Annotated in this window: 22 protein-coding genes; 14 read left to right on the top strand and 8 right to left on the bottom strand. The window is 59.9% G+C overall.

The genetic code is table 11. The features are described from left to right. The 4 genes from EJA71_RS17920 to EJA71_RS17905 all read left to right on the top strand — a co-directional run. A partial coding sequence (locus tag EJA71_RS17920; protein ID WP_256671772.1) for a cobaltochelatase subunit CobN occupies positions 1 to 1,432 on the top strand: 1,432 nt, incomplete at its 5' end. A 56-nt stretch (positions 1,433 to 1,488) separates the two neighbouring features. Further along, a complete protein-coding gene (locus EJA71_RS17915; RefSeq protein WP_158958942.1) occupies positions 1,489 to 2,499 on the top strand; it encodes an ATP-binding protein in 1,011 nt (336 codons plus the stop codon). Further along, entirely contained in the window at positions 2,418 to 3,155 is a 738-nt protein-coding gene (locus tag EJA71_RS17910) for a VWA domain-containing protein (RefSeq protein WP_158958926.1), read from the top strand. The genes EJA71_RS17915 and EJA71_RS17910 overlap by 82 nt, the downstream gene beginning before the upstream one ends. Before the next feature lie 398 nt (positions 3,156 to 3,553). Then, positions 3,554 to 5,113, top strand: coding sequence for a TerC family protein (locus tag EJA71_RS17905; protein ID WP_158958924.1), 1,560 nt, complete (start codon positions 3,554 to 3,556; stop codon positions 5,111 to 5,113). 132 nt (positions 5,114 to 5,245) lie between these two features. On the opposite strand, the gene EJA71_RS17900 is transcribed toward EJA71_RS17905, so the two are convergent. The 6 genes from EJA71_RS17900 to EJA71_RS17875 all read right to left on the bottom strand — a co-directional run bounded on the left by EJA71_RS17900 (position 5,246) and on the right by EJA71_RS17875 (position 14,272). After that, positions 5,246 to 6,322 carry a diguanylate cyclase gene (locus EJA71_RS17900; RefSeq protein WP_158958922.1) on the bottom strand — a complete coding sequence of 359 codons (1,077 nt, stop codon included), beginning with the start codon at positions 6,320 to 6,322 and terminating at the stop codon, positions 5,246 to 5,248. Then, positions 6,306 to 7,184: a DUF4434 family protein gene (locus EJA71_RS17895; RefSeq protein WP_158958920.1), complete on the bottom strand. Its 879-nt coding sequence runs from the start codon at positions 7,182 to 7,184 to the stop codon at positions 6,306 to 6,308. The genes EJA71_RS17900 and EJA71_RS17895 overlap by 17 nt, the downstream gene beginning before the upstream one ends. Next, on the bottom strand, positions 7,184 to 10,345 hold the full coding sequence (locus EJA71_RS17890) for a phage receptor (RefSeq protein WP_158958918.1): 3,162 nt from the start codon (positions 10,343 to 10,345) through the stop codon (positions 7,184 to 7,186). The genes EJA71_RS17895 and EJA71_RS17890 overlap by 1 nt, the downstream gene beginning before the upstream one ends. Further along, entirely contained in the window at positions 10,342 to 12,516 is a 2,175-nt protein-coding gene (gene nrfB, locus EJA71_RS17885) for a cyclic di-3',5'-guanylate-activated glycosyltransferase NrfB (protein WP_158958916.1), read from the bottom strand. Before nrfB ends, EJA71_RS17890 begins: the two co-directional genes overlap by 4 nt. Then, positions 12,513 to 13,667, bottom strand: coding sequence for a non-hydrolyzing UDP-N-acetylglucosamine 2-epimerase (wecB, locus tag EJA71_RS17880; RefSeq protein WP_158958914.1), 1,155 nt, complete (start codon positions 13,665 to 13,667; stop codon positions 12,513 to 12,515). The genes nrfB and wecB overlap by 4 nt, the downstream gene beginning before the upstream one ends. Before the next feature lie 173 nt (positions 13,668 to 13,840). Then, positions 13,841 to 14,272 (bottom strand): co-chaperone YbbN, encoded by a 432-nt coding sequence (locus tag EJA71_RS17875; RefSeq protein ID WP_158958912.1) that lies wholly within the window; start codon positions 14,270 to 14,272, stop codon positions 13,841 to 13,843. 248 nt (positions 14,273 to 14,520) lie between these two features. Between EJA71_RS17875 and EJA71_RS17870 the strand changes: the two genes are divergently transcribed. From EJA71_RS17870 to EJA71_RS17825, 10 genes are all read left to right on the top strand, one after another. Then, positions 14,521 to 14,769 carry a type II toxin-antitoxin system Phd/YefM family antitoxin gene (locus tag EJA71_RS17870; RefSeq protein ID WP_158958910.1) on the top strand — a complete coding sequence of 83 codons (249 nt, stop codon included), beginning with the start codon at positions 14,521 to 14,523 and terminating at the stop codon, positions 14,767 to 14,769. After that, positions 14,759 to 15,040: a type II toxin-antitoxin system RelE/ParE family toxin gene (locus tag EJA71_RS17865; RefSeq protein ID WP_158958907.1), complete on the top strand. Its 282-nt coding sequence runs from the start codon at positions 14,759 to 14,761 to the stop codon at positions 15,038 to 15,040. Before EJA71_RS17870 ends, EJA71_RS17865 begins: the two co-directional genes overlap by 11 nt. A 286-nt stretch (positions 15,041 to 15,326) precedes the next feature. Next, the gene (locus EJA71_RS17860) at positions 15,327 to 16,175 is read left to right on the top strand and encodes a transporter substrate-binding domain-containing protein (RefSeq protein WP_158958905.1); all 849 of its coding nucleotides are present in this window, start codon (positions 15,327 to 15,329) and stop codon (positions 16,173 to 16,175) included. A 51-nt stretch (positions 16,176 to 16,226) separates the two neighbouring features. Next, positions 16,227 to 16,889, top strand: a complete 663-nt coding sequence (locus tag EJA71_RS17855) for an amino acid ABC transporter permease (RefSeq protein ID WP_003225455.1) — start codon at positions 16,227 to 16,229, stop codon at positions 16,887 to 16,889. Positions 16,890 to 16,898: 9 nt separating this feature from the next. Next, on the top strand, positions 16,899 to 17,561 hold the full coding sequence (locus tag EJA71_RS17850) for an amino acid ABC transporter permease (RefSeq protein ID WP_008078016.1): 663 nt from the start codon (positions 16,899 to 16,901) through the stop codon (positions 17,559 to 17,561). Continuing rightward, entirely contained in the window at positions 17,558 to 18,355 is a 798-nt protein-coding gene (locus EJA71_RS17845) for an amino acid ABC transporter ATP-binding protein (protein ID WP_105708988.1), read from the top strand. The genes EJA71_RS17850 and EJA71_RS17845 overlap by 4 nt, the downstream gene beginning before the upstream one ends. Positions 18,356 to 18,385: 30 nt before the next feature. Beyond that, complete coding sequence (locus tag EJA71_RS17840) at positions 18,386 to 18,775, top strand: RidA family protein (protein WP_158958903.1); 390 nt, start codon at positions 18,386 to 18,388, stop codon at positions 18,773 to 18,775. A 156-nt stretch (positions 18,776 to 18,931) separates the two neighbouring features. Then, positions 18,932 to 19,696: an IclR family transcriptional regulator gene (locus tag EJA71_RS17835; protein ID WP_158958901.1), complete on the top strand. Its 765-nt coding sequence runs from the start codon at positions 18,932 to 18,934 to the stop codon at positions 19,694 to 19,696. 39 nt (positions 19,697 to 19,735) lie between these two features. After that, positions 19,736 to 20,950, top strand: a complete 1,215-nt coding sequence (locus tag EJA71_RS17830; protein WP_158958899.1) for an amino acid deaminase — start codon at positions 19,736 to 19,738, stop codon at positions 20,948 to 20,950. Positions 20,951 to 21,177: 227 nt separating this feature from the next. After that, positions 21,178 to 22,113, top strand: coding sequence for a sugar kinase (locus tag EJA71_RS17825; RefSeq protein WP_158958897.1), 936 nt, complete (start codon positions 21,178 to 21,180; stop codon positions 22,111 to 22,113). Between the two features lie 121 nt (positions 22,114 to 22,234). Here EJA71_RS17825 and EJA71_RS17820 read toward each other — a convergent pair whose 3' ends face one another. Together EJA71_RS17820 and EJA71_RS17815 are read right to left on the bottom strand one after the other, a co-directional pair. Next, positions 22,235 to 22,510, bottom strand: coding sequence for a peptidylprolyl isomerase (locus EJA71_RS17820; protein WP_007912322.1), 276 nt, complete (start codon positions 22,508 to 22,510; stop codon positions 22,235 to 22,237). Between the two features lie 52 nt (positions 22,511 to 22,562). Beyond that, the gene (locus EJA71_RS17815; protein WP_158958895.1) at positions 22,563 to 25,100 is read right to left on the bottom strand and encodes a PAS domain-containing sensor histidine kinase; all 2,538 of its coding nucleotides are present in this window, start codon (positions 25,098 to 25,100) and stop codon (positions 22,563 to 22,565) included. Positions 25,101 to 25,227: the final 127 nt, after the last annotated feature.

Raw genomic sequence — 25,227 nt, 5'->3', positions numbered from 1 at the left:
GTCAGTTAAATTAATGTTGGCTGACACACCGCTATCGCGAGCAGGCTCACTCCTACAAGGATCGCGTTGGGTAGAGGTCGGCGCAATTATCGACAATCTGCGCGAAGTCGTCGCCCCGCGCCTGGACGCCTGCGGCCCCGCCGAAATGCGCGGTTTGCTCGACGCCCTCGGCGGCCGCTTCGTCCCCGCTGGCCCGAGTGGCGCACCCAGCCGTGGCCGCCTCGACGTCCTGCCGACCGGGCGCAACTTCTACTCGGTCGACGTGCGCAACCTGCCGACCACCACGGCGTGGCGCATCGGTTTCCAGTCGGCGACGTTGATTCTCGAACGGCATCTGCAAGACCACGGCGATCACCTGCGCCAGCTCGGCTTGTCGGTGTGGGGCACGGCGACCATGCGCACCGGCGGCGACGATATCGCCCAAGCCATGGCATTGATGGGCGTACGCCCGGTGTGGGCCACCGGCAGTCAGCGTGTCGATGATTTCGAGATACTGCCGCTGAGCCTGCTTGATCGCCCGCGTGTCGATGTCACGCTGCGGGTTTCCGGGTTCTTCCGCGATGCGTTCGCCAATCTGATTCGCCTGTTCGATGCTGCGGTGCAAGCCGTGGCAGCACTCGACGAACCGGATGATCTCAACCCGTTGGCCGCGAAGGTGCGCGCCGAACGCGAGGCGCTGCTGCAATCGGGTCTCGATGAAGACACCGCGCGGCGTCAGGCCGGATGGCGGATCTTCGGCGCCAAACCCGGCGCTTACGGTGCCGGCGTGCAGGGCGCGATCGACGGGCGCCTGTGGCAAACCCGCGAGGATCTCGCCGAGGTCTATCTGAACTGGGGCGCTTACGCCTATGGCGGTTCGGATGAAGGCACGGCTGCCCGCGAGCAATTCGTCCAGCGCCTGAGCCAAGTGCAAGCGGTGCTGCAGAATCAGGACAACCGCGAGCACGACTTGCTCGATTCCAACGACTACTACCAGTTCCAGGGCGGCATGCTGGCTGCCGTTGAAAGCTTGCGCGGCGAAGCAGCGGCCAGTTATCACGGCGATCACAGCCAGCCGGATCTGCCGAAGATTCGCACCTTGAAAGAAGAGCTGAACCGCGTGATCCGCTCGCGGGCAGCCAATCCGAAATGGATCGACGGGGTCAAACGCCACGGCTATAAAGGCGCGTTCGAAATGGCGGCGAGCGTGGATAATCTGTTCGCGTTCGACGCCACGACGCAGTTGATCGACGACCATCAATACGCCTTGCTCGCCGATGCTTATTTGCTGGATCCGGCGACCCGGGAGTTTGTTCGCGAGCACAATCCGCATGCCCTGCGCGACATGACCGAGCGCATGCTCGAAGCACAGCAGCGCGGGATGTGGCAGGAGCCGGGGGCTTATAAAGAGGCGCTGGAGAATCTGCTGTTGGACATAGAAGAAGACAGCTAACACAGGCGCTGCCACAGTTAACAATGCAATTCACCGACCATGACCGAGTAATGAAGATGACCGACACCCCGCATTTCCCGCTCTCCGCCGTGGTCGGCGCCGATGACCTGAAACTCGCTCTGTGCCTCACCGCCATCGACCCGAAAATCGGCGGTGTGCTGATCGAAGGCCCGCGCGGCATGGCCAAATCCACGTTGGCCCGAGGCTTGGCCGATCTGCTTGCCAGCGGCCAGTTCGTCACCTTGCCGTTGGGCGCCACCGAAGAGCGGCTGGTCGGCACGCTGGATCTCGATGCCGCGCTGAGCGAAGGTCGCGCGCAGTTTTCTCCCGGTGTGCTGGCCAAGGCCGATGGCGGCGTGCTCTACGTCGACGAGGTCAATCTGCTGGCCGATCACTTGGTCGATCTGCTGCTCGACGTCGCGGCCAGTGGCACCAACCTGGTCGAGCGTGACGGTATTTCCCATCGGCACTCGGCGAAGTTCGTCCTCATCGGCACGATGAACCCGGAAGAAGGCGAATTGCGCCCGCAATTGCTCGACCGCTTCGGTCTGAACGTTGCCCTCAGCGGCCACACCGCGCCCATCGAACGGGGTCAGATCATCCGGCGTCGACTGGATTTCGACAGCGATCCGCAAGGCTTCTGTGCGCAATGGCAAGGCGAACAACAAGCCTTGCGCACTCGTTGTGAACACGCTCGCGCTGCCTTGGCCAATATTGCGCTGGACGATACGGCGTTGGCACACATCACCGAACGTTGTTTTGCTGCCGGGGTGGATGGCCTGCGCGCTGATCTGGTCTGGCTGCGTGCGGCCCGTGCCCACGCGGCATGGCGCGGGGCAGCGGAGATTGACGAGCAAGACATCGACGCTGTGGCCGAGTTTGCCTTGCGCCATCGTCGTCTCGAGCAACCGCCATCGGCTCCGCAACAGTCTGCACAGTCGCCAGCCGAGACTCAGGCCACAAAGCCGAGCGAAGGGCAGGGCCAGTGGGGCGACATGCCTGCGCCCGCGTTAGCCACTGGCGCCCGCCGCGAAGTGCCGAGCTGGCCGCTAGCAAAAAAGCCGTAAGCATTCGCCCCCGATCTGCAGCGGGGGCGAATGCCAAACCCCGCGCTGGGCAGCTGGACGGTGGACGTCAGGGCAAACGCCATGCGGCCCGCAGCGGTACGGTGAACTGGCCGGGCACCTTGCTCAATGGGCGTCCTCGAGTGCGTGAAGATCTGCTGTTCCAATTGCGCACGCGTTCGCCCCATGAACTGTGGCTGGTGATCGTCGATGCGTCGGCTTCGACTCGTCGTCATCATGCCTTGAGTGACGCCAAGGGCTTGCTCGCGCAGTTATTCGATGACGCCTATCGACAGCGGGCGCGGCTGGCATTGTTGACCGCCAGTGGCACCACGCCGAAATGGCAGGTGCAGGGTTTGAAAGCGTTCAGCGGACTGGGCGTCTGGCTTGATCAGTTGGGTGCTGGCGGCGGTACACCGTTGCTGGCGGCGCTGGCGCAGGCGCAGCAATGGTTGACGGTTCGGCGCAAGCGCTTTCCTGCCGAGCAGCAGCGATTGCTGGTGGTCACCGATGGGCGCTTGAAAGATCTGACGGCGGTGTCGGCACCGGAGTGTCCTGCGCTGTTAATCGACATTGAGCGCGGGCCGATTCGACTGGGGCGGGCCAAGGAACTGGCGGCGGCGCTCGAGGCGGATTATCGGCATATTGACGAACTTTGAAGGTTGCGGTGTCTGAGCGGGCCTCTTCGCGGGCAAGCCCGCTCCCACAGGGTTCGATGTCAAACCGAGAATCGCATTCACACCAGAGATTCCTGTGGGCACGAGCCTGCTCGCGAAGCTTTTCAGCTTGCTACAGATTTTGAAATGATTTGCCGCTGTAGGAAATGTTCCCAAAGCCTGTACGCTCCAAGGCCATTTTTCATTCAGGATTTGCATGAACACCCTCTTGGAACCTCCCAGTTGTAGTTCCCCCACGCGCCATTGCGCGGTCTTGACGCACTCGCAGCATCCGGTTTTCCGACCCCCGACTATCGTTGTTAACGCGGCTCTCGAGCCTTCGCGTTGCGCTTCGCCGTGTCCGGCAGCCTGAATTCACTGAAGAGAGATCGAGACGTTTTATGGAATGGTTAGCGGATCCCACGGCCTGGTTAGGCCTGTTGACTCTGATCGTGCTGGAACTGGTGCTGGGGATCGACAACCTGGTGTTCATCGCGATTCTCGCGGACAAACTGCCGCCGCATCAGCGCGACCGCGCACGCATCATTGGTCTGTCGTTGGCACTGATCATGCGTCTGGGCCTGTTGGCGAGTATTTCCTGGCTGGTGACGCTCACCCAGCCGTTGTTCGAAGTCTTCGACAAGAGCTTCTCCGGTCGTGACCTGATCATGCTGTTCGGCGGTGTGTTCCTGCTGTTCAAAGCGACGATGGAATTGCACGAACGCCTGGAGGGTCACGTTGGCGAGCGTTCGACGAATACCGCGTATGCCTTGTTCTGGCCGATCGTCGCGCAGATCGTGGTGCTCGATGCGGTGTTCTCGCTCGACGCGGTGATTACCGCCGTGGGCATGGTCGATGAGCTGGCGGTGATGATGATCGCGGTGATCATTTCCATCGGCCTGATGATCGTGGCCAGCAAACCGCTGACGCGCTTCGTCAACGCCCACCCGACGGTGATCATGCTGTGCCTGGGCTTCTTGATGATGATCGGTTTTGCCCTGACCGCTGAAGGTCTGGGCTTCCATATCCCGAAAGGTTATCTGTACGCGGCCATTGGTTTCTCGATCCTGATCGAGGTGTTCAACCAGATTGCCCGCGCCCGTCGCAAACGTTCGATGCAGGGCCTGCGCCCAATGCGCGAACGCACGGCCCACGCGGTCATGCGCTTGCTCGGTGGGCGCAAGTTGGCGGTAGAGGAGGTTGGCGAGGAAATTTCCGACCTGCTGGACGATGGCGAGGCACCGACTGCCGAGCTGTTTGATCGCCGCGAACGAGTGATGATCAGTGGCGTGCTGCAGCTTGCGGAGCGGCCGATCCGCGCCCTGATGACCGTGCGCGCCGATGTCGACAGCATCGATCTGGCTGATGACGCGGAGGCGATTCGTACGAAGTTGATGCATTCGTCCTACTCGCGACTGCCGTTGATTCGTGACGGTGCGGTGGATGAACCCTTGGGGTTCGTGCACAAGAAAGAATTGCTCAAGGAATACTTGGCCGGTACTGAGCCGAATCTGGAGCATTTGGCCCGCAAGACCCTCAATCTGCTCGACAGCTATTCGATTCTGAATGCGCTGGAGCAAATGCGCGGTGCGTCGACGCACATTGCCTTTGTGGTCAATGAATTCGGTGATTTTGTCGGTGTGTTGACCATGACCGACATCCTTGAATCGATTGCCGGTGAGTTGCCCGATGCCAGCGAAATCGAAGGCCCGGACGTCGTCGAAGAGCAGGGCGGATTTATGGTCAGCGGTGCATTGAACCTGTCGCGGGTTCGCCAGCGCACCGGCTTCGGCGCCGAGCCGACCGAGGACTACCAGACCATGGCCGGATTGGTGATGAGCTTGCTGGATCGCTTGCCAATGAAGGGTGATCGACTGGCGCATGAAGGGTGGCAGATGACCGTTGTTGCTGTTGAAGAGCGGCGGGTGACACGGGTGTTGCTGGTGCGCGAGGCCGCGTAATACTGGCGGTTGCGGCTGACTGCGTCGAGCTCATTGCCAGCAGGCTGGCTCCGGCATTCGATTTGTGGCACACGCACAAATCCTCTGGGAGCTGGCCTGCCAGCGATGGCAATCTTCAAGCCGATACAGATTTTACTGATAAAACGTGTAGCGATCCTTGCCCGTGTGCTTTGACTCATACAGCGCCGCATCTGCCTTGATCAGCGCCTGGGTCAGGGTGTCGTTATCCTCCACCCGGGTCACGCCGATGCTGATGGTCACCGGATGGCGAGTGGGTTGCTCGCGCACCAATCGGCACAGTTCGGTCGCCAGGGCTTCGACGTCTTCGCGCCGCACGCCGGCCAGATAAATCGCAAACTCCTCTCCGCCGAGTCGCGCGAAATCGAACGGCAGCATGACGGTTTTGATATCGGCGGCAATGCGTTTCAACACCTCGTCGCCGATGTCGTGGCCATAGGTGTCATTCACTTTCTTGAAATTGTCGATGTCGATCATTGCCAGGTAATGGTCGTGTTCGCGAGGCACGGCGTGCAGATGTTGTTCGGCGAGGGTCATGAATGAGCGACGGTTGGGGATTTCCGTGAGGGTGTCGTTATAGGCCTGATCCAGCAGCAGCTTGGACATGATGTAGTTGTAGAGCTTGGCCTCGCGCAATTTCAGAAAAGTGTAGATGGTCAGTGCGCAGAGAAACACGCTGTAGCATGCGGTCATTACACCTCTGAGTTCGATCAGGCTGGTGGTGGTATTGAGGAAGGGGTTGAGCAGCACCCAGATCAGCGCCTGCACTACGAAGAATGACCGGCGACTCAGCGGCAGTACCGAAATGCTGTAGAGCATGCTGGCCGCCGCGAGGACCAGCCAGGAACTGTGCACGGCGGGTGGCAAGCCGTTGACGATAAGGCGTACCCCAACGGTCAGCCCCAGCACGAGCAATACGGTGATGACATCGAAGTGCCGGGCCTTGCGGGTGAACACCAGCACGACGGTCAATACCGCAAACAGGGCGAGAAAAACCATCGAGCGCCAGGTGAACCCCTGACCGCCAAGGAAGCTCACGATCAAGTCGAATAGCAGCCACATGACAATGCTGGCGATATAGATCAGCAGGCTAAACGACTGCAAGCGCTCGAATTCATGCTGGATGAACTCAGCCCGCAACGCGGCGGGCGCAGTTTTCTTCAGTACCTGCTCTTCAATGGTTTTGTACATTGCCGCCCTGATGGTTGCGCTGGTTGTCGAGAATCACTCGGCCCCATGGACGATAGCGCAGTGAAAACACTGCGCCGGGATGACACCCGGTCGATGTCGCATCCGGGGCGACGGGTTCGGCGTGGAAGGGCTGACCTTCACGGCTGACCTGACGAAACGCTTCACGCACGACGCCGACGGAGCAGGGCAGCGCGCTGGCATAACCTTCACGCACGACCACCGGCAAGCGACTAGTGCCGGCGCCGTCCTGCCACCACACCTGAATGCCCAGTGCGCTCAAATCGCCCAGCCACTGTCCGTTTACCGTTGGGGCGAGTTTGCCGGCACTGAATGCGCTGACATGCAGCGGCGCATCGAGTTTTGCGGCGAAATCCTTGAGCTGCTTTTGCAGCGTTATACGACGGTCCGCCGCAAGAAAGTGGAAGTCATCCAGCTCCAGCGGCAAGTACCAGCCTTGTACCGTGAGCTTCCAGTCTTCGCGCAGTAGGCGCTGCTGATCCAGTGACTGACCCAATTGCGCTTGCCAATATTTGCCGAGGCCGGCGCTGTCCAGTTCGTCGATGCGTTGGTAGTAGGCCGGGTCCATCTTCAGTCCCAACACCAATTGCAAACCTTGCTGCTGTGCGAGCTTGAGGCTGTTGGCGAGCCAGCCATTGCTGCCACCGAAATCGGCGTCGCCATAGGCGGTCCATTGCACAATCAGGGTTCGCGCGCCTTGTCTGGCGGTGTCCTGCCAGATTTTTTGCCACTGCGCCTGGCTGAGGCTGGCATCGACATTCAGCGGTTGATAGAACACACGCTCATCGGCTCGTGCGACGAGTGCGCCCAGCATCAGGCAGAAAAACAGCATCCAGCGCGCCATCAGAAATTCCACTCCAAGCCCAGCAGCACACCGTTGCCACCTTCGTACAGATTGCCGCCCAGCGATTGCTGATATTCGGTACGCACCGTCAGCTTCGAACGGTACGCGTTGTAGCGATCATCGTCGTACCACCACTGCCATCGAAGGCCGATACCGGTGCGTAAATCTTGCCGCCAATCGTTGCTCGGATCTTGGCTGGCGAACTCGAGGAAACCATACGGCATGATGGTCTGCGCGCCGTTGAACGGCAGCTTCCAGGTATGACCTTGCTGGAATCGGGACAGCCATTGGTGATCGCCAGCCTTGGTCCACCAGGCAGCATCGAGGTAGAGGAAGCGTTCGTCCCATTCGCTTTCGTCAACGCGCCAGTCGTTGCGGTATTTGCCCTGGTCGAGGAACGACGCGGTGGCGCGCAGTAGGTAGTCGGTCGTGGTGTGGCCGTCCTGGCGGTGGTCGTCGAGTTGGTCCGAGAGTTTGTCGGGGTTGATCAACTGGCCGAGGCTCAGGCCGTGGTTGTCCTTGTCGTCGAACTGGCTTTGCTTGTAGATCTCGCCATAGAAGTTGATGTTTTGCGTACCCCACGGCTTGTAACGCAGGCCCACGCCTGCCGCGACGGATTCGGCGTAGCTGGAGCGGCTTTGCCCGCCGAGCAACACGCGACCATACACCGATAGCGAGCTGCCGGCGCGGCTTGGTTCGTCACCCAAGGCGTGATCCCACATCGCAACCTGAACGTTCTGCGAGTTGGGGCTGCGGTTCGACCCCTGGCTGTCGTCGTCACGCAGAAAGTCGTTGGTCGATACGCCTGCCGGTGACCAGGTACTGGCGATAGTAAAGTTGTCGCGACGGGACAACGCCTCATGGGCGCGGCGCTGACGATAACGCCGGGCCTCCATGCTGCCGTCCTCATCGTCGGCGGCCACCGGGTTCTGTTCCAGATCGATAACCCGACGCAGTTCTTTACGCGCCGAGGCGCTGTCCTCGATTTCGTCGTAGCGCCAGGCCAGGGTTTCGCCAAGGTGGTAGTCCTCGGGAAAATCGCGGGTCGCCTGTTGCAGATAGGGGACGGCCGTCGCGCGTTCTTCGCGGGTTGGCGCGCCGGACAAACGCATGCCGTAGTCGGCGCGATAACGCGGATTGGCTGGATCGCGGCGCACCGCTTCGGCAAGCCAGGCATTACTTTGCGCGAGGTCGCCAGCCTTTTGCGCGGAAACCGAAGCGGCATAGAAATGCCCGGCGTCCGGAGCGATTTGCAAGGCTCGGCGTTGCCGTTGCAGTGCCTCGGCATGATCGCCGCGAGCGTCGGCGATGGCCGCGCCAAGCGACCATTCATTGGTGCCGCGAGTGCTGCTGTGTTGCCAGAACCGCTCGGCCGCTTGATTGTCACCGGCATTCAATGCACTTCGGCTTGCAGCCAGGCGTGCATTGTCGGTGAGTTCGGCGGCCGGAATGCTGCGCCAGATGACCAGTGCGCCGGCGGAATCGCCCGCCGCCTCCAGCGCATAGGCCAACGGCAAGCGGCTGCTGCGATTCCCCAGTTTTTCTGCCTGCTGGTAATACACCACGGCTTCGCCGGGACGATCAGGCATCGCACAGCGGCCGAGAGCGCGATAGTCGCCAGCCGCTTGCGGGCGACTGCCGATGGCTTGTTGGACCGTATCGCATTGCCCGGTTTCGGCGAGTTGTGCGAGCAGTTGGCCACGGGTAGCGCCGTCGATGTGGCTGATCAAAGAGGCCATGCGCCGTTGTTGCGCGGGGGTGCTGTCTGTCGATGACGCATAAAGCCCCGCCAAACGTTGCAGCGCCGCAGGCGGCAGGCGCGCGCCGTGACGGTCATAAGCATTTTCCAGCAGTTGCTGGGCGTGGGCGCGATCACCGCTTTGCAGTGCGAGGAAACTGGCCTGATTCAGTGAAGCCAGGTTGCCGGTTTGCCGATAGTGGTATTCCCACAGCGTTTGCTCTTCCGTACGGCGCCCCATGCGTTGGGCCAGTTCGGCCCTGCGCTTGACCACCGCCGGGGTCTGCGTCTGGCCCGCGAGCCAGACCATGACTTTGCTGCTCTCGCCCTGTTCCTGCCAGACATCGACTAGTTGTGCCTGACGCCGACTGTCCCACGGCTCGGGCAAGCGGGTGCTCTGCAGCAAATCCGTCGCTTGCAGGCGCTGGGCGAGGACCAGCCAGGCTTGCGGATCCTCCGAGGACTGGCACTGTTGCAGTTGCGTCAAAGCGGCTTCGGGGTCATGGCGCGATAGCCACTCGGTGGTTTCCAGGCACGGACGCTGCAAATCGTTGCTCAGGCGTTGCACGGTGGGGACGTCGTCGGTTTGCCGCGCCAGTTCCCACAGGCGCTGGCGTTGCGCCGGATCAGCCAGATCGGCGGCGGGCAGGGACTGCAGCCAGCGTTGCGCCTGTTGGTCGTGGCCCATGGCGATGGCGCGATCGACCATGGCCAGACGCACCTTGCGCGCCGCTTGCGGGTCCGGTGCCTGCTGCAACAGCTGTTGCAAGGGCTTTTCATCGAGGCGTTGCACGTAGGCATTGGCCAGCCGCCGCCAGCCTTCGGCGTCCAGCTGTTTGCGGGCCGCAAGCGGCGCGAGTTCGTCGATGGTGCCGCTCCAGTCACGCAATTGCTCCGACCAGTTGGCGCGGGCCAGACGCAGAATGTTTTCATCGCCCTTGGGCGAAAGCTGCGCCAGCCAGTCGTGGGCCTTGGCCGCACCGCCGAACTTGGCCAGGCTCAGGCTGTAAGCCTGCCAAAGCCGTACACGGTCGTTGAGATCGCTGGTGGCCATCCATTGTTCGACTTGCGCGCTGCTCGGCGGATCCTGCTCGATCCAGGTCAGACGCAAGTCGAGCACTGCTTTACTGTTGTCCTTCGGCAATGCCTGAACCGCATCCTTGTAGCGACGCTGATTGGCCAATGACTCGACGAGCAAAGCCCTTGCCTCATCGTTTTTCGGCACCTTCTCCAGCAAGTGCCGCATCAAGCGTTCAACTTCTTTCCAGTTGCCCTTTTTCGCCTCGCGATAGCTGCGATCCATGTAGGGGTAGCTGCGAAACTGCTCGAAATCACTCAGCGGTGCGGCATGCAATGGATACGCGGCGCTCAGGCCGAGCAACAGGCCGCCCAGCAACAGGGTGTGACGCTGAACAGGTTTCATGCGACCTCCCGAACGATACGGTAGGCGGCCTGCTGTTCGCTGGCCTGATCAGCCAGTGCCTGTTCGAGCACTTCCTGAGTGATCATGCCCCGGGAGATCAAGTGTTCGCCGAGTGACATCTTCTCGGCATCGAAATCGATCATTGCCTGATTGAACAGGGTGGGCGGCACCATGCCGCGCACTTGCAGCAAATTGCCGAGCAACACCTGATGGCGACTGACGCGCTCCAGTAAAGCTTCGTCATCCTGATGACGCTCCAGCACCTCCAGCATATGGTGCATTTCCTCACTCTGGCGGGGGCTGGCGTACCAGTAGCGAATCCCCAGTGTCACTCGGCCCTGCGGCGCCAGACGGCTACGCACCGGACGTTTCAATTGGCGACTGATTGCGCCGAGGGAAACCTGGCTGACCGGGCCCTCGGAGGCCAGCACCAAAGTGTCACCTTCTTCGGCGACGGGCAGCACGCCGTAGTGCGACGCGACCCGGCGCGGAACCGCGTCGATCAGACGTTTGTCGAGTTTGAACGGATTGAGCGGCGCCCACTCCAGCTCCAGTTGCTCAGCCAGCGCCTGCACCAGTTGCGTGCTGTCGATGTATTCACGCAGCAGCAGTTCACGGCCCAGACGCCGGCGCACCGGGCTGGTGATGGCCGCTTCCAGTTGTTCTTCGGTGAGCAGGCCTTTCTCTACCAGTCGACGGCCCAGCGGCACTCGTTGTGCCTTGGTCAGCGCCGGGAATTCGTGGGTGGTCTTGTCCCACGCGACACGCCGCGAGTCGCCCATTTCCATGACCTGGCGCAGCGCGCGCAGGTTGGCGAAGAAGTTGACGTAGTTGCTCCACATCATCCGTGGCGCCGACAGCAGTCCCTCGACCAACCCGTAATAGCGCGTAACGAACCAGCCGCGCTGGAACAAACGATTGAGCAGCATGAAACCGTTGAGCCAGAGCAGTACGGGCAGGACGGTACTGTCGGACAGAATCGAGGGATAACGCCACGACTCCGGAGAAATCACCGTCACCAGCCACATGACGATCAAGACAACAAACAGCAGGTTGACCAGAAAACTCAGCATGTAGGCAATGAGCCCACGACGGTCACGCCAGAGAAAGTAGTTGAGCAGTCCCTTGCGGCTCCAGCCGAGGTTCTTGGTGCCCTGAAACACGATGCCGACGATCCAGCGCGATTTCTGCCTGATCGCGTGCTGCAAGTCCCGGGGGAAGTGCTCGCGTACGCAGATGACCTGGGAGAACTCGCGATTCATGCCGAACACCCAGGGTTGCTCCAGGGCCAGTTTCGGATCGCTGACCGAGTAACGGGCGAAGATGCACTTCATGCCTTTCTGCTTGAGGCGGAAGCCGATGTCGTAATCCTCGGTGAGACTCTGCACATCGAAGGCGATACCGTCACCGTCTTCGAGCAAGGCACTGATTGCCTTGCGGCTGAAGCAGGTGCCGACGCCGGCGCTGGGCACCTGGCCGGTCAGGGCTTCGCGGACGATGACGTCCTTGCCATGGTTCTCGGCAAACTCGTCGACATAGTGGCCAGCGGTGAAGCCTTTCCACTCTGGAGCGTACGGGTAGACCGGGATCTGGATCAGATCCTTGTTCGGCAGCAAATAGTTGTAGAGGCGCAATTCCATCGGCGAAATCACGTCTTCTGCATCATGCAGGATGAACCCGGCGAACTGGATTTTTGCTTCGCTTTCGAATCGCAGAATCGCGTCGATGATGTTGTTCAGACAGTCAGCCTTGCTGGTCGGGCCGGGGCGTGCGCAGACCACTTTGTGTACGTTGGGATAGTGCTGGCAGACCGCATCGACATCCGCTTGGGTGTCGGCGTCGTTGGGGTAAGTGCCGACGAAGATCTGATAATTCTCGTAATCGATGGTCGAGGCCGCCAGGCGAGCCATTTCACCCACGACCCCGACTTCATTCCAGGCGGGCACCATGATCGCGAGAGGCTTTTCCGCGATGGTGTACAGGCGTTCTTCATCGGCGCGCTCGAATTTCTCGTAGATCCGCCAGCGCCGAATCAGTTTGCGGCCCCAGTACACAAGGTCGATGAACAGGTCATCCAGACCGAGGATAAACATCAACAAGGCGAGGGCAATCGCCACGTATTTGAGAGCAAACAACACATACGCAAAGAAATCGACCCAACCCAGACTCATACCCCGTCACCCGCCGGCGAGCGTGCGCTCAACCAGGCGTGCAGGCGTGTGGCGATCAATTCACTGGCATGGCCGTCGCCGTAAGGGAAATGCACGCGGCTCATGCGCGTGTAGGTGTGCTCATCGTCAAGCAACTGGCTGGCCTCTTTGACGATGCGAGCCCTGTCGGTGCCCACCAGCAACATGGTGCCGCTTTCCAGCACCGAAGGCCGCTCGGTGACGTCACGCAACACCAGCAGCGGCTTGCCGATGGCGGGGGCTTCTTCCTGCACGCCGCCGGAGTCGGTCAGAATGAAATGCGCCCGGCCCATGAGCCAGACGAAATTCGGGTAGTCCTGCGGTGCGACCAGATAGATGTTGGGTTTGTTGGCGAGCATGCCGTAAACCACCTCCTGCACCAGCGGGTTGAGGTGCACCGGGTAAACGAATTGCACGTCCGGGTAACGCTCGGCGAGTTCTGCCAAGGCCTGACAAATATTCTGAAAACCATCGCCGAGGTTTTCCCGACGATGGCTGGTGACCAGAATCATCCGGCGCTGATCATCAAGCACTGCCAAAGGTGAATCAGCTGCCGGCTGCCAATCGGTTTGTTGCTGGTGGGCACGCATCCACAACAAGGCATCGATCACCGTGTTGCCGGTGATTTCGATGTTGTCTTCGGGCACGCCCTCGCGCAGCAGATTGGCGGCGGATTTCGAAGTCGGCGGGAAGTGCAGGTCGGCGATGACGCCGGTCAGGCGTCGATTGGCCTCTTCAGGCCACGGTGCGCGCAGATTGCCGGTGCGCAGGCCGGCTTCAACGTGGCCGATGGGCAGTTGCCGATTGAACGCGGCGAGCGCGGCGATGAAGCTGGTGGTGGTGTCGCCGTGGACCAGCACGATGTCCGGCTTGACCCATTCGTAGGCCTGATCAAGCTGTGCCAGCAAATGCTGCGACAAACCGTTGAGAGTCTGGCCTTGGGTCATCACGTGCAGGTCTTCATCCACCGTCAACTCGAAGGCGTCCAGCACCTGAGTGAGCATCTCGCGATGCTGGCCGGTGGAGCAGATGTTCAGTTGGATGTCAGGCCAGTGACGCAGGACCCGGGCCAGCGGGGCCATTTTGATGGCCTCCGGGCGAGTACCGAAAACCATCATGACTTTAAAAGACATTGACCCCCTCCTGGACTTTGCAACGCTGGGGCGAAACGCCTTTCGCGTGTTCTCTTACTGAGAAATAAAGAAAAGCAGCCGGATGGGAGCTTGTCCAATCCGGCTGGGGGCTTGTTTGTTACCGATGATTTAGGATGGAAGTGCCATCAGTTGATGGCTCTTGGATCGCACTTTCAGGAAAAGTCCCATCGGCGTGCGCGCGGAATCGTACAGAGGGTGCGCAGGGTCTGCCGGAGCCAGGTCAGATCATGCGAGGGTTTGCGGGGAGCGGAGGGGGCTTTGGTCCTGCCGATATGCTCGGCGAAATCCCGTGCGAGCGTTTCTTCGGTGCCAATGCCTTTGAGCTTTTTCACCAGCCTGCCGTTCTTGTAGAACAGCACTGTCGGCGTGCCGGTCACTTGCGGATGACGGGGCGACTCGCTGGTGTTGAGCATATAAATGTCGGCGCGCTGCCGGTAAGGCTCGGCTGTCTGACGAAAGATCGGCCCGGCCCATTCGCAGGCCGGGCAGTGTTCGTTGGCGAAATACAGAATCACCGGTCGCCAGGTTTTCAGGGCTTTGCAATAAACCGGAGCCAGATCGGTATTCGACGCGATGGCTTTCATTGAAATCTCCTTTTCAATGACCTTGTAGGTTCAATGACGTTAAAGGAGAGGGGCAAGAAGGTCTACTGTCAGAAATTACAGGTGCGCGTAAAAAACCCGAGTTTTTTCCCACGAATTTAGGAGAGCTACCCGACGAGCAAGACAGAAACGTCGGAAAAGAACGCGTGATATCTTCATTTGCATTGAAGTCATGACCCGTTTGGAGTGCTATTTTGAGTGCCACTCAAAGCACCTTAAGGAACACCGTCATGGCACATATCATTCTTTCTCAAGTCGTTGCGAGTATTTCCGAATTGAAAAAAAATCCGATGGGAACCGTCGCCGCTGGGGGCGGGCAGTCAGTCGCGATTCTCAACCGAAATGAGCCAGCGTTTTATTGTGTACCCGCCAAAGAGTACGAGACGATGATGGCGCGCCTGGAGGACCTAGAGTTGATAGCGCTCTGCAAGGAACGGGAAAATGACCCGACTATCAAGGTCTCGTTAGATGACTTATGAGCTGGAGTTTTCCGAAAAGGCATGGAAGGAATGGGGGAGGTTGGGAGAAGGGCTTCGTGAGCAATTTAAAAGGAAACTCACCGAACGGATACTCAATCCCCACGTACCTGCCGATCGCCTTAGAGGCCTCTCCAACGCATACAAAATAAAGCTCCGGAATACAGGGTATCGAATGGTTTATCGGGTCAAGGATGAAATCCTGATCGTCACCGTGATAGCTGTCGGTAAACGAGAAAAGGGTGACGTTTATAAAGAAGCCGCCAAACGCTGAATTGCTTTTAAAAGCTGAATTCATGTCTCTATGGTTTGCACCGAACCGGATCACCCAAGCCCCAAATGGGAACCTCCTACTCGCGGTGTGTAGCCTACAGTAGCGCGTTCACTCCTGATTGCGTCTCGCGATAACTTCCCTGCTTGCTGCATCCCATTGATTCCAAAAACATTTCAATCCATTGCAGATTCTGCCCGAATCCTGTGGCACACTTTCTGCTGTCTATTCCGTAGTAACAAACCGTGTTCCGGTATAGCGGAATAAACACAAATCTGGAGTGCTTGCCATGCATCGCCGTCCTTCGTTGTTTAAAGCGTGTGTTTTTGTTCTCGCGGCTTCGTCCGCTGTCATGGGTATGGCCCAGGCAGCCGACGGCAAGCTCGACAGTGTTCTGGCCCGTGGGAAACTGATCGTCGGCACCGGCAGCACCAATGCGCCGTGGCACTTCCAGGGCGCCGACGGCAAGTTGCAGGGTTTTGATATCGACATCGCGCGGATCGTCGCTAAAGGTCTGTTCAACGATCCGAACAAGGTCGAGTTCGTGGTGCAGTCGTCCGATGCGCGGATTCCCAATCTGCTCACCGACAAGGTCGACATGAGCTGCCAGTTCATCACCGTCACCGCCAGTCGCGCACAGCAAGTCGCATTCACGCTGCCGTACTACCGCGAAGGCGTTGGTCTGCTGCTGCCGAACAACAGCAAGTACAAGGAAATCGAAGACCTGCAAGCCGCTGGCGACAGCGTCACCGTGGCAGTGCTGCAGAACGTCTACGCCGAAGAACTGGTGCACCAGGCACTGCCCAAAGCCAAGGTCGACCAGTACGACAGCGTTGACCTGATGTACCAGGCCGTGAATTCCGGCCGCGCTGATGCCGCCGCCACTGACCAGTCTTCGGTCAAATACCTGATGGTGCAGAACCCTGGACGCTACCGCAGCCCGACCTATGCCTGGAGCCCTCAAACCTATGCGTGTGCTGTGAAACGCGGCGATCAGGATTGGTTGAATTTCGTCAACACCGCGTTGCATGAGGCCATGACCGGCGTTGAATTCCCGACTTACGCGGCGTCGTTCAAGCAATGGTTCGGTGTCGATCTGCCGTCGCCCGCCATTGGTTTCCCAGTCGAATTCAAATGATCCCGTGAGAGCGGGGCATTACACATCGCCCCGCTCAAGGTACTGCTGACCATGAACTATCAGTTGAACTTTGCCGCCGTGTGGCGCGATTTCGACACCTTGTTGGCGGGGCTCGGTCTGGGCCTCGAACTGGCATTGGTGTCGATCGCCATCGGCTGCGTGATCGGCCTGCTGATGGCGTTTGCCTTGCTTTCCAAGCATCGTGCCTTGCGGGTGCTGGCTTCGGTATACGTCACGGTGGTGCGTAACACGCCGATTCTGGTGTTGATTCTGTTGATCTACTTTGCCTTGCCGAGTCTCGGGATTCGGTTGGACAAGATTCCTTCGTTCATCATCACGCTCTCGTTGTATGCCGGGGCGTACCTGACCGAAGTGTTCCGTGGCGGCTTGCTGAGCATCCCCAAAGGCCAGCGCGAAGCCGGGCTGGCGATCGGTCTCGGCGAGTGGCAGGTCAAAGCCTATGTCACCGTGCCGGTGATGCTGCGCAACGTGCTGCCGGCGCTGTCGAACAACTTCATCTCGCTGTTCAAGGACACCTCGCTGGCTGCCGCAATTGCAGTGCCGGAACTGACCTACTACGCGCGCAAGATCAACGTCGAGAGCTACCGGGTGATTGAAACCTGGCTGGTGACCACGGCGTTGTATGTCGCGGCGTGTTACCTCATTGCCATGCTGCTGCGTTACCTCGAGCAGCGTCTGGCAATCCGCCGATAGGAGCCTGCGATGTACGAATCTCCCAGTTGGTTACATGAATTGTGGGTCGCCCGTGAACCGCTTTGGCAGGGCTTCCTGACCAGTGTGCAAGTGTCGGCGCTGGCGATTCTGCTCGGCACGATGCTCGGCGTCGTGGCAGGTCTGGTGCTGACCTACGGCAAGTTCTGGATGCGCGCACCGTTTCGGTTTTACGTCGATCTGATTCGCGGCACGCCGGTATTTGTGCTGGTGCTGGCCTGCTTCTATATGGCCCCGGCGCTGGGCTGGCAGATCAGCGCGTTTCAGGCCGGCGCCTTGGGCCTGACGCTGTTCTGCGGCTCGCACGTTGCCGAAATCGTGCGTGGCGCGCTGCAAGCCTTGCCTCGCGGGCAGATGGAAGCGAGTCAGGCCATCGGTCTGACGTTCTACCAGTCTCTCGGCTACGTGCTATTGCCTCAGGCGCTGCGGCAGATCTTGCCGACCTGGGTCAACTCGTCGACCGAAATCGTCAAGGCCTCGACCTTGCTCTCGGTGATCGGCGTCGCCGAATTGCTCCTCAGCACGCAACAGATCATCGCCCGGAACTTCATGACCCTGGAGTTCTACCTGTTCGCCGGTTTTCTGTTCTTCGTCATCAACTACGGCATCGAATTACTCGGCCGGCACATTGAAAAGCGGGTGGCCTTGCCATGACTGAAGCTCAAGTTTCCAACGTTCAAAACGGTCAGCCGCTGCTGGACATCCGTGGTTTGCACAAGCAGTACGGCGCAGTCGAAGTGCTCAAAGGTGTCGACCTGAGCATGCAGCGCGGCAACGTGGTGACGCTGATCGGCTCCAGCGGTTCGGGCAAGACCACGCTGCTGCGCTGCGTGAACATGCTCGAAGAATTCCAGGGCGGGCAGATCCTGCTCGACGGCGAATCGATTGGCTATGACGAAACCAACGGCAAGCGCATCCGGCATGCTGAAAAGGTCATTGCCCGCCATCGCGCTATGACTGGCATGGCGTTCCAGCAATTCAATCTGTTCCCGCATTTGACCGCGTTGCAGAACGTCACCCTGGGCCTGCTCAAGGTGAAGAAGATGCACAAGGATGAAGCCGTAGTGCTCGCCGAGAAATGGCTGGAGCGCGTTGGTTTGCTGGAGCGGCGCAATCACTTTCCCGGCCAGTTGTCCGGTGGTCAGCAACAGCGCGTGGCGATCGCCCGGGCAATTGCGATGAACCCGAGCCTGATGCTGTTCGACGAAGTGACTTCAGCCCTCGACCCGGAGTTGGTCGGCGAAGTGCTCAACGTGATCAAGGGGCTGGCCGAAGACGGCATGACCATGCTGTTGGTGACTCACGAGATGCGTTTTGCCTTCGAGGTTTCGGACAAGATCGTTTTCATGAATCAGGGGCGAATCGAAGAGCAGGGGCCTCCGAAGGAGCTGTTCGAACGCCCGCAATCGCCGCGTCTGGCTGAGTTTCTGAAAAGTACGCGGTTCTAATTTTTCGTTTTGTAACCAGGAGAAATACCCATGAGCATTACTCGTTACGGCACCGGCGGCACCGCCGCTGGGGGCCAGCCACGTCCATTCGCCCGCGCTGTTGAGGCGGATGGCTGGCTGCATGTGTCCGGGCAGGTGCCGGCGGTGGATGGCGAGATCATTGTTGGCGGCATCGTTGAACAGACCCACCAGACCATGAAGAACCTGATCGCGATTCTCGAAGAGGCCGGTTATGGCCTGGAAGATGTGGTGCGTGCCGGTGTATGGCTGGACGATCCGCGTGATTTCAGCAGTTTCAACAAGGTCTTTGGTGAGTACTTCAAGCCCGAGCACGCCCCGGCGCGGGCCTGTGTGCAGGCGAGCATGATGGTCGATTGCAAGGTTGAGATCGACTGCATCGCCTACAAGAAAAAGGCCTGAGCAACGCCGGATCGTTCCCTCGCTCTGCGTGGGAATGCCTCACGGAACGCTCCGCGTTCCAAGGGACGCAGAGCGTCCCGGGCTGCATTCCCACGCGGAGCATGGGAACGATCATTAGCGGTAAACTCCCGGCGACTTTGAAAGGGAACCACTGAAATGACCGAAGACACCATCAAGCGCCGGGCCCGCGGTCTGGACCGGGCGTTCGATATCCTCGACTTCCTCAAGGAGATCGGCCAGCCGCTGCGCCCGAACGACATCGCCAACGGCATCGGCAGCCCGAAATCCACGGTCTACGAACTCGTCGCCTCGCTGCTGGAGCGACGGATTCTGGAGCCGGTGGGCAAGGACGGTCATGTCTATCTCGGTCGCCAGTTGTACTTCCTCGGCCAGGCGCATCTGCGCCATTTCGACCTCAGCCGCGAGGCCGATCACGCCTTGCAGGAGATCGTCAGCCAGACCCATGAAACCGCGCAGATGTGCCTGCTCAACGGGCGCAAATACACGGTGGCGTTGATGAAGGAGGGTGAGCGGCATTTCCGTATTTCTTCCGATATCGGCGAAAACGCGCCGATCCCGTGGACCGCTTCCGGGCGTCTGCTGCTTGCACACTTGAGCGATCAACAGATCATCGACCTGATCGATGAAGACGACTACATCCTGCCCGATGGCGAGCGCTTGCCACTGGAGCACTTTCTGGGCGAAATCCGCCAGGCCGGCATCGATGGATTTTTCTCCTTCGACAGTGTCGCCGACACCTTTACCCATTGCTTCGCCGCACCGGTCAAAGACCGCCATGGCGTGGCCATTTGTACCTTATGCATCGTCGCGCCACGGGCCGATGCGAAGAACAATTACAACGACTATCGCCGGGTTCTGATCGAGAGCGCCAATAGCCTCGCCCGGCGTATCAACGAATAAACGCGGCTGCCTGCGGCCGCGACTGTGAGGAGTTCGACCATGACGACTGCCAATACAAACGCTGTGGAAAAGGGCAACGCTGCCATCGGCGCGCATCTGGCGCGTGACGTCAGCCTGCCGGCGCTGGTGCTGCATCGTGAAGCGCTGGAACACAACATTCGCTGGATGCAGAAATTTGTCAGCGACAGCGGCGCCGAACTCGCGCCGCACGGCAAAACCAGCATGACGCCAGCGCTTTTCAAGCGTCAGCTCGATGCTGGCGCGTGGGGCATTACCCTCGCCAGCGCTACGCAGACGCGTGCCGCTTACGCGCAAGGCGTGCGTCGGGTGCTGATGGCCAACCAGTTGGTCGGCACGCCGAACATGGCGCTGATTGCCGATCTGCTCGCCGATCCGTCGTTCGACTTCTATTGCATGGTCGATCACCCGGACAACGTCGCCGACCTCGGCGCCTACTTCGCCTCGCGCGGGGTGAAACTCAACGTGATGATCGAGTACGGCGTAGTGGGTGGTCGTTGCGGTTGCCGCAGCGAGCAGGAAGTCATCGCCCTGGCCAGGGCAATCAACGCGCAACCGGCGCTGGCCCTGACCGGCATCGAAGGTTACGAAGGCGTGATCCATGGTGATCACGCAGTCAGCGGCATTCGCGAATTCGCCGCGTCGCTGGTGCGTCTGGCGGTGCAGTTGCAGGACAGCGGCGCGTTTGCGATTGCCAAGCCGATCATCACCGCTTCCGGTTCGGCGTGGTACGACCTGATTGCTGAATCGTTCGAAGCGCAAAACGCGGCCGGGCGTTTCCTCAGCGTGTTGCGTCCGGGCAGTTACGTGGCCCATGACCACGGCATCTATAAGGAAGCGCAATGCTGCGTGCTCGACCGCCGCAGTGACTTGCACGAAGGCTTGCGTCCGGCGCTGGAAGTCTGGGCGCACGTGCAGTCGTTGCCGGAGCCGGGATTTGCGGTGATCGCCCTGGGCAAGCGTGATGTGGCGTATGACGCCGGTTTGCCGGTGCCGTTGCTGCGTTACAAGGCCGGGTTAGTGCCGGCAGTAGGCGATGATGTGGGTGCCTGCAAGGTCACGGCGGTGATGGACCAGCACGCGTTCATGACCGTGGCACCGGGGGTTGAATTGCGCGTGGGTGACATCATTTCATTTGGCACTTCGCACCCGTGCCTGACGTTCGACAAGTGGCGTGTAGGGTTGCTGGTGGATGAGCAGTTGTCGGTGATCGAGAGCATGGAGACGTGCTTCTAAGGCTTCAGACCGAGTCGTGACCAATCGCTGGCAAGCCAGCTCCCACAGGGTTCGGTGTTGATTACAAGATCAGTGACCGACCTCAATCCTTGTGGGAGCTGGCAAGCCAGCTCCCACAGGGTTCAGTGTTGATTACACCATCTGTGAACGACATCAATCCTTGTGGGAGCTGGCTTGCCAGCGATGAGGCCAGATCAGACACCCGCGAATCATCAGAGACAGCTCACATGAACACCTTCAGCCCCAACGGGCACAAAACTCCACGCATCGCCCTGATCGGCGAATGCATGATCGAACTGCAGCAGCGCGCCGACGGCAGCCTGCAACAAAGTTTCGGCGGCGACACCCTCAACACTGCGGTTTATCTCGCGCGCGCATTGGGCGACAAGGCCCAGGTCGATTACGTCACCGCACTGGGCGATGACAGTTTCAGCGATGCCATGTGCCAGATCTGGTTGGACGAAGGCATCGGCCTCGATCTGGTCCAGCGTTTACCCGGTCGTTTGCCCGGCCTGTATTGCATCCAGACCGATGCCAACGGCGAGCGGCGTTTTCTCTATTGGCGCAACGAAGCCGCCGTGCGCGATTGCTTCACCACGCCGGCAGCCGAGCCGATTCTGGCGGCATTGGCGGATTACGACGTGCTGTATTTCAGCGGTATCACCCTGGCGGTGCTCGGTGCGAAGGGGCGGGAGAGACTGATTCAGACCTTGATCGAAGCCAGACAGCGCGGTGCGCGGGCGGTTTTCGATAACAATTACCGACCTCGCCTGTGGGCCTCGCGCGAGGACGCACAGGCGGCCTATAACAGCGTCCTGCCCTATGTTGACGTGGCGTTGCTGACGGTGGATGACGAGCAGGCATTGTTTGGTTATGCCGACAGCGACGCAGTGCTCCAGGCTTACGGAACGATGGGGACGCCGGAGGTGGTGCTCAAGCGCGGCGCCGAGGCGTGTCTGATTCTGTGCGATGGCGAGACGTTTGAAGTGCCGGCGCAGAAGGTCGAGAAGGTCGTCGACACCACGGCGGCGGGGGATTCGTTCAGTGCGGCGTATCTGGCGAGTCGGTTGCTGGGTGGCAGTCCGGCTGAAGCTGCCGAAGCGGGGCATCACTTGGCGAGCCGGGTGATTCAAGTGCCGGGGGCACTGATTCCCAGAACCTGAAATGCGAGCCCTGTAGGAGCTGCCGAAGGCTGCGATCTTTTGATCTTGATCTTCAAAACAAGATCAAGATCAAAAGATCGCAGCCTCGTTTCACTCGACAGCTCCTACAGGTAAGCGCTGATTAATCCCGGTAAAACACCTGCACCAGGTGATAGCCAAATTTACTCTTGATCGGCCCATGCACCGTCCGCAGCGGTTTCTTGAAAATCACCGCATCAATCGCGCCGACCATCTGCCCTGGACGCACTTCACCCAGATCGCCGCCGCGCTTGCCTGACGGGCAAGTGGAGAATTTCTTCGCCAGTACATCGAACGCCTCGCCCTTGGCAATGCGTTGTTTGAGCTGTTCGGCTTCTTCGGCAGTTTTCACCAGAATGTGGCGGGCTTGGGCTTTCATCGTGCGATACCTGATAACGGGGTGACGGCGGGGCGCGGGATTATGCCTCAAGTCACGCGGTTTGGTTGATCATCGTGCGGATCTTGTTGGCCAGCAAATCCAGGGCGAAAGGTTTGGCGATCATGTCCATGCCCTCTTCAAGAAAGCCCTGACGTTCGGCGGCGATCTGCGCATAACCGGTCATGAACAGCACTTTCAGCCCCGGTCGATGCTGGCGGGCAATTTCTGCCAGTTGCCGGCCATTCATGCCCGGCAGGCCGACATCAGTGACCAATAGATCCACGCGTAAATCAGACTCCAGCAGCGCAAGGGCCGCCGTGGCATCCACCGCTTCGAAGGCTCGATAACCCAACTCCTTGAGCAGATTGAGCACGAGCATGCGCACGGCCGGGTCGTCTTCGACGATAACCACGGTTTCCCCGGGCGTCGCCGTGGACGGTTCGCTGACCGCGTCCTCGGTTACCTGCTCTGGCGTTTGCAGGTACAGACGCGGCAGGTAAAGCCGCACACAGGTACCCTGATCCGGCCGGCTGTCGAGGCTGACATGGCCGCCGGACTGTTGGGCGAAACCATAAATCATCGAAAGCCCCAGGCCCGTGCCCTGACCGATGGGTTTGGTGGTGAAGAACGGATCGAACGCCTTGGCCAGCACCGAAGGCGTCATGCCGGTGCCGTTGTCGCTGACGGCTAGCATCAGATAGTCGCCAGCCTTGACCGGTTCGAGGGTGGTGATGTCGGTGCCATCAAGGTAGACGTTGGCAGTCTCGATCAGCAACTCGCCACCGTTGGGCATGGCATCCCGGGCGTTGATCACCAGATTGAGCAGCGCGTTTTCCAGTTGGCTGACATCGGTGCTGACCGGGCACAGGTTGTCGGCCAGTTGCAGCTTGAGTTCGATCGGATCGCCTTTGGTACGGCGGATCAAATCTTCCAGCGAATGAATCAACTCGTTGACGTCCAGCGTCTTGCGATCCAGTGATTGGCGCCGCGAGAACGCCAAAAGACGATGGGTCAAAGCCGCAGCGCGGTTGGCGGACGATACCGCCGCCTCGGTAAATCGGCCGATTTCGTCGGCCCGGCCATCGGCAATGTAACGCTGCATCAGGTCGAGGCTGCCAATGATCCCGGTGAGCATATTGTTGAAGTCGTGCGCGATGCCGCCGGTCAACTGGCCAACCGCTTCCATCTTCTGCGCATGCCGCAGCGCCTCTTCGGCGCGTTCGCGCTCGAACATTTCATTCTGCAAACGCTGGTTGGCCTGAGCCAGTTGCTCGGTGCGGGCGCTGACGCGTTCCTCAAGGGTTTCATTGAGATTGCGCAGGGCTTCTTCGGTTTTCTTGCGTTCGGTTTCATCGATCACAAAGATATAGAAACCGTTCACCGCACCGTCCGCCCCGTGGCGCGGTAAATAATTCATCAGGGCATGACGACTGCTGCCGTCGCGGTGGTTGGTGTACAGGCTGAACGAGCAGGGCCGGCCTGCCAGCGCTTCGGCGATGTAAGGCGCGCGCAGAAAGTAGGCTTCTTCGCCGATCACGTCGCGAATGGTACGACCGTAGAGTTCTTGCGGGGTGAGTCCGTACCAGTCCAGATACGCCGCGTTGTTCAGGCGGAAACGTTCCTCGCGATCAACGTAACTGATCAGAATCGGCATGGCGTTGATGATCAACTGCAACTCGGTCTGACTTTGGCGCAAGGCCTGCTCGGTGTGTTTGCGCTCGGTCAGGTCCAGCGCCGCGCCGAGAAAGCGCACGGGCCGGCCGTGATGATCCTTGTAGCAGCGCCCACGGGCGAACACCCAGCGCAATTCACCGTCAGGCTGCAGCAGGCGATATTCCTCGGCGTATTCGGTGCCGTGGGTGATGCAGTGCTTGATGCTGCGCGCCACCATCGCCCGGTCTTCCGGGTGCACGCCGTGCAGGTAATCGCTGATCGGCAACTGCCCGGATTGCGTCGGTTCGACACCGTGCAATTGAGCGAAATGTGCATCCGCGATGAAGCGATCTTCGCCGATGTCCCAGTCCCAGGTGCCGACGGCATCGGTGGCGGCCAAAGCCAGTTGCAGGCGTTCTTCGGTTTCGCGCTGGGCCTTGAGGCTTTCTTCGGAGCGCTGTTGCAACTCGAGGGCGATGCGCCGCCGCTCGTTGGTTTCGATGGCGGTGACCAGAATGCCGGCCACTTGCGCGGTTTCGTCGCGGATCGGGCTGTAGGTCAAATCCAGCCAGAAGTCGGACTCTTTCCCCTCACGCTGCAGGCTAAAGCGCCGTTCGCTGTAGGTGCGCACTTGGCCTTGTAGGACGGCGCTGTAAATTGGGTCGGTAAAGTCGCGAAGTTCCGGCCATATCTGGTGGGCCGGTTGTCCGAAAGCGTGCGGATGCTTGCTGCCGGCGAGCATGGCGAAGCCGTTGTTGTAGATCTGCGTGAGCTGCGGCCCCCATAACAACAGCATCGGCATCGGCGAGTGAATGACAATGTCCACAGCGGTGCGCAGGCTTTGCGGCCAGGTTCCGGAGTTTCCCAGCGGGCTGTTGCCCCAGTCGGTGCGGGCAATCAGCGCCTGAGCGTCATCGTTGGTGGGTACAGCATTCATCACGTAAGTCCTGGGCAGCGTTCGGTAAGGCGGCGTCTACTATCCTTCAGGAGGGTAGACGCTCAATGCCCCGCTGCGTCACGACAGCGGGGCACGTCTGAATATTGAATGCTTCGCGGGTGTTTTT

Origin of the sequence: Pseudomonas sp. PB106, assembly GCF_009764645.1 — a bacterium.
Lineage (GTDB): Bacteria > Pseudomonadota > Gammaproteobacteria > Pseudomonadales > Pseudomonadaceae > Aquipseudomonas.
This window is presented reverse-complemented; position numbering and strand designations above follow the sequence as displayed.

What these genes read in the sequence shown, in the direction of transcription:
- wecB (WP_158958914.1), bottom strand. Translation starts at nt 13,667, where the DNA reads ATGTCTTTTAAAGTCATGATGGTTTTCGGTACTCGCCCGGAGGCCATC.
- EJA71_RS17840 (WP_158958903.1), top strand. Translation starts at nt 18,386, where the DNA reads ATGAGCATTACTCGTTACGGCACCGGCGGCACCGCCGCTGGGGGCCAG.
- EJA71_RS17845 (WP_105708988.1), top strand. Translation starts at nt 17,558, where the DNA reads ATGACTGAAGCTCAAGTTTCCAACGTTCAAAACGGTCAGCCGCTGCTG.
- EJA71_RS17865 (WP_158958907.1), top strand. Translation starts at nt 14,759, where the DNA reads ATGACTTATGAGCTGGAGTTTTCCGAAAAGGCATGGAAGGAATGGGGG.
- EJA71_RS17825 (WP_158958897.1), top strand. Translation starts at nt 21,178, where the DNA reads ATGAACACCTTCAGCCCCAACGGGCACAAAACTCCACGCATCGCCCTG.
- EJA71_RS17900 (WP_158958922.1), bottom strand. Translation starts at nt 6,322, where the DNA reads ATGTACAAAACCATTGAAGAGCAGGTACTGAAGAAAACTGCGCCCGCC.
- EJA71_RS17870 (WP_158958910.1), top strand. Translation starts at nt 14,521, where the DNA reads ATGGCACATATCATTCTTTCTCAAGTCGTTGCGAGTATTTCCGAATTG.
- EJA71_RS17875 (WP_158958912.1), bottom strand. Translation starts at nt 14,272, where the DNA reads ATGAAAGCCATCGCGTCGAATACCGATCTGGCTCCGGTTTATTGCAAA.
- EJA71_RS17835 (WP_158958901.1), top strand. Translation starts at nt 18,932, where the DNA reads ATGACCGAAGACACCATCAAGCGCCGGGCCCGCGGTCTGGACCGGGCG.
- EJA71_RS17815 (WP_158958895.1), bottom strand. Translation starts at nt 25,100, where the DNA reads ATGAATGCTGTACCCACCAACGATGACGCTCAGGCGCTGATTGCCCGC.
- EJA71_RS17850 (WP_008078016.1), top strand. Translation starts at nt 16,899, where the DNA reads ATGTACGAATCTCCCAGTTGGTTACATGAATTGTGGGTCGCCCGTGAA.
- EJA71_RS17855 (WP_003225455.1), top strand. Translation starts at nt 16,227, where the DNA reads ATGAACTATCAGTTGAACTTTGCCGCCGTGTGGCGCGATTTCGACACC.
- EJA71_RS17915 (WP_158958942.1), top strand. Translation starts at nt 1,489, where the DNA reads ATGACCGACACCCCGCATTTCCCGCTCTCCGCCGTGGTCGGCGCCGAT.
- EJA71_RS17895 (WP_158958920.1), bottom strand. Translation starts at nt 7,184, where the DNA reads ATGGCGCGCTGGATGCTGTTTTTCTGCCTGATGCTGGGCGCACTCGTC.
- EJA71_RS17860 (WP_158958905.1), top strand. Translation starts at nt 15,327, where the DNA reads ATGCATCGCCGTCCTTCGTTGTTTAAAGCGTGTGTTTTTGTTCTCGCG.
- EJA71_RS17820 (WP_007912322.1), bottom strand. Translation starts at nt 22,510, where the DNA reads ATGAAAGCCCAAGCCCGCCACATTCTGGTGAAAACTGCCGAAGAAGCC.
- nrfB (WP_158958916.1), bottom strand. Translation starts at nt 12,516, where the DNA reads ATGAGTCTGGGTTGGGTCGATTTCTTTGCGTATGTGTTGTTTGCTCTC.
- EJA71_RS17905 (WP_158958924.1), top strand. Translation starts at nt 3,554, where the DNA reads ATGGAATGGTTAGCGGATCCCACGGCCTGGTTAGGCCTGTTGACTCTG.
- EJA71_RS17830 (WP_158958899.1), top strand. Translation starts at nt 19,736, where the DNA reads ATGACGACTGCCAATACAAACGCTGTGGAAAAGGGCAACGCTGCCATC.
- EJA71_RS17890 (WP_158958918.1), bottom strand. Translation starts at nt 10,345, where the DNA reads ATGAAACCTGTTCAGCGTCACACCCTGTTGCTGGGCGGCCTGTTGCTC.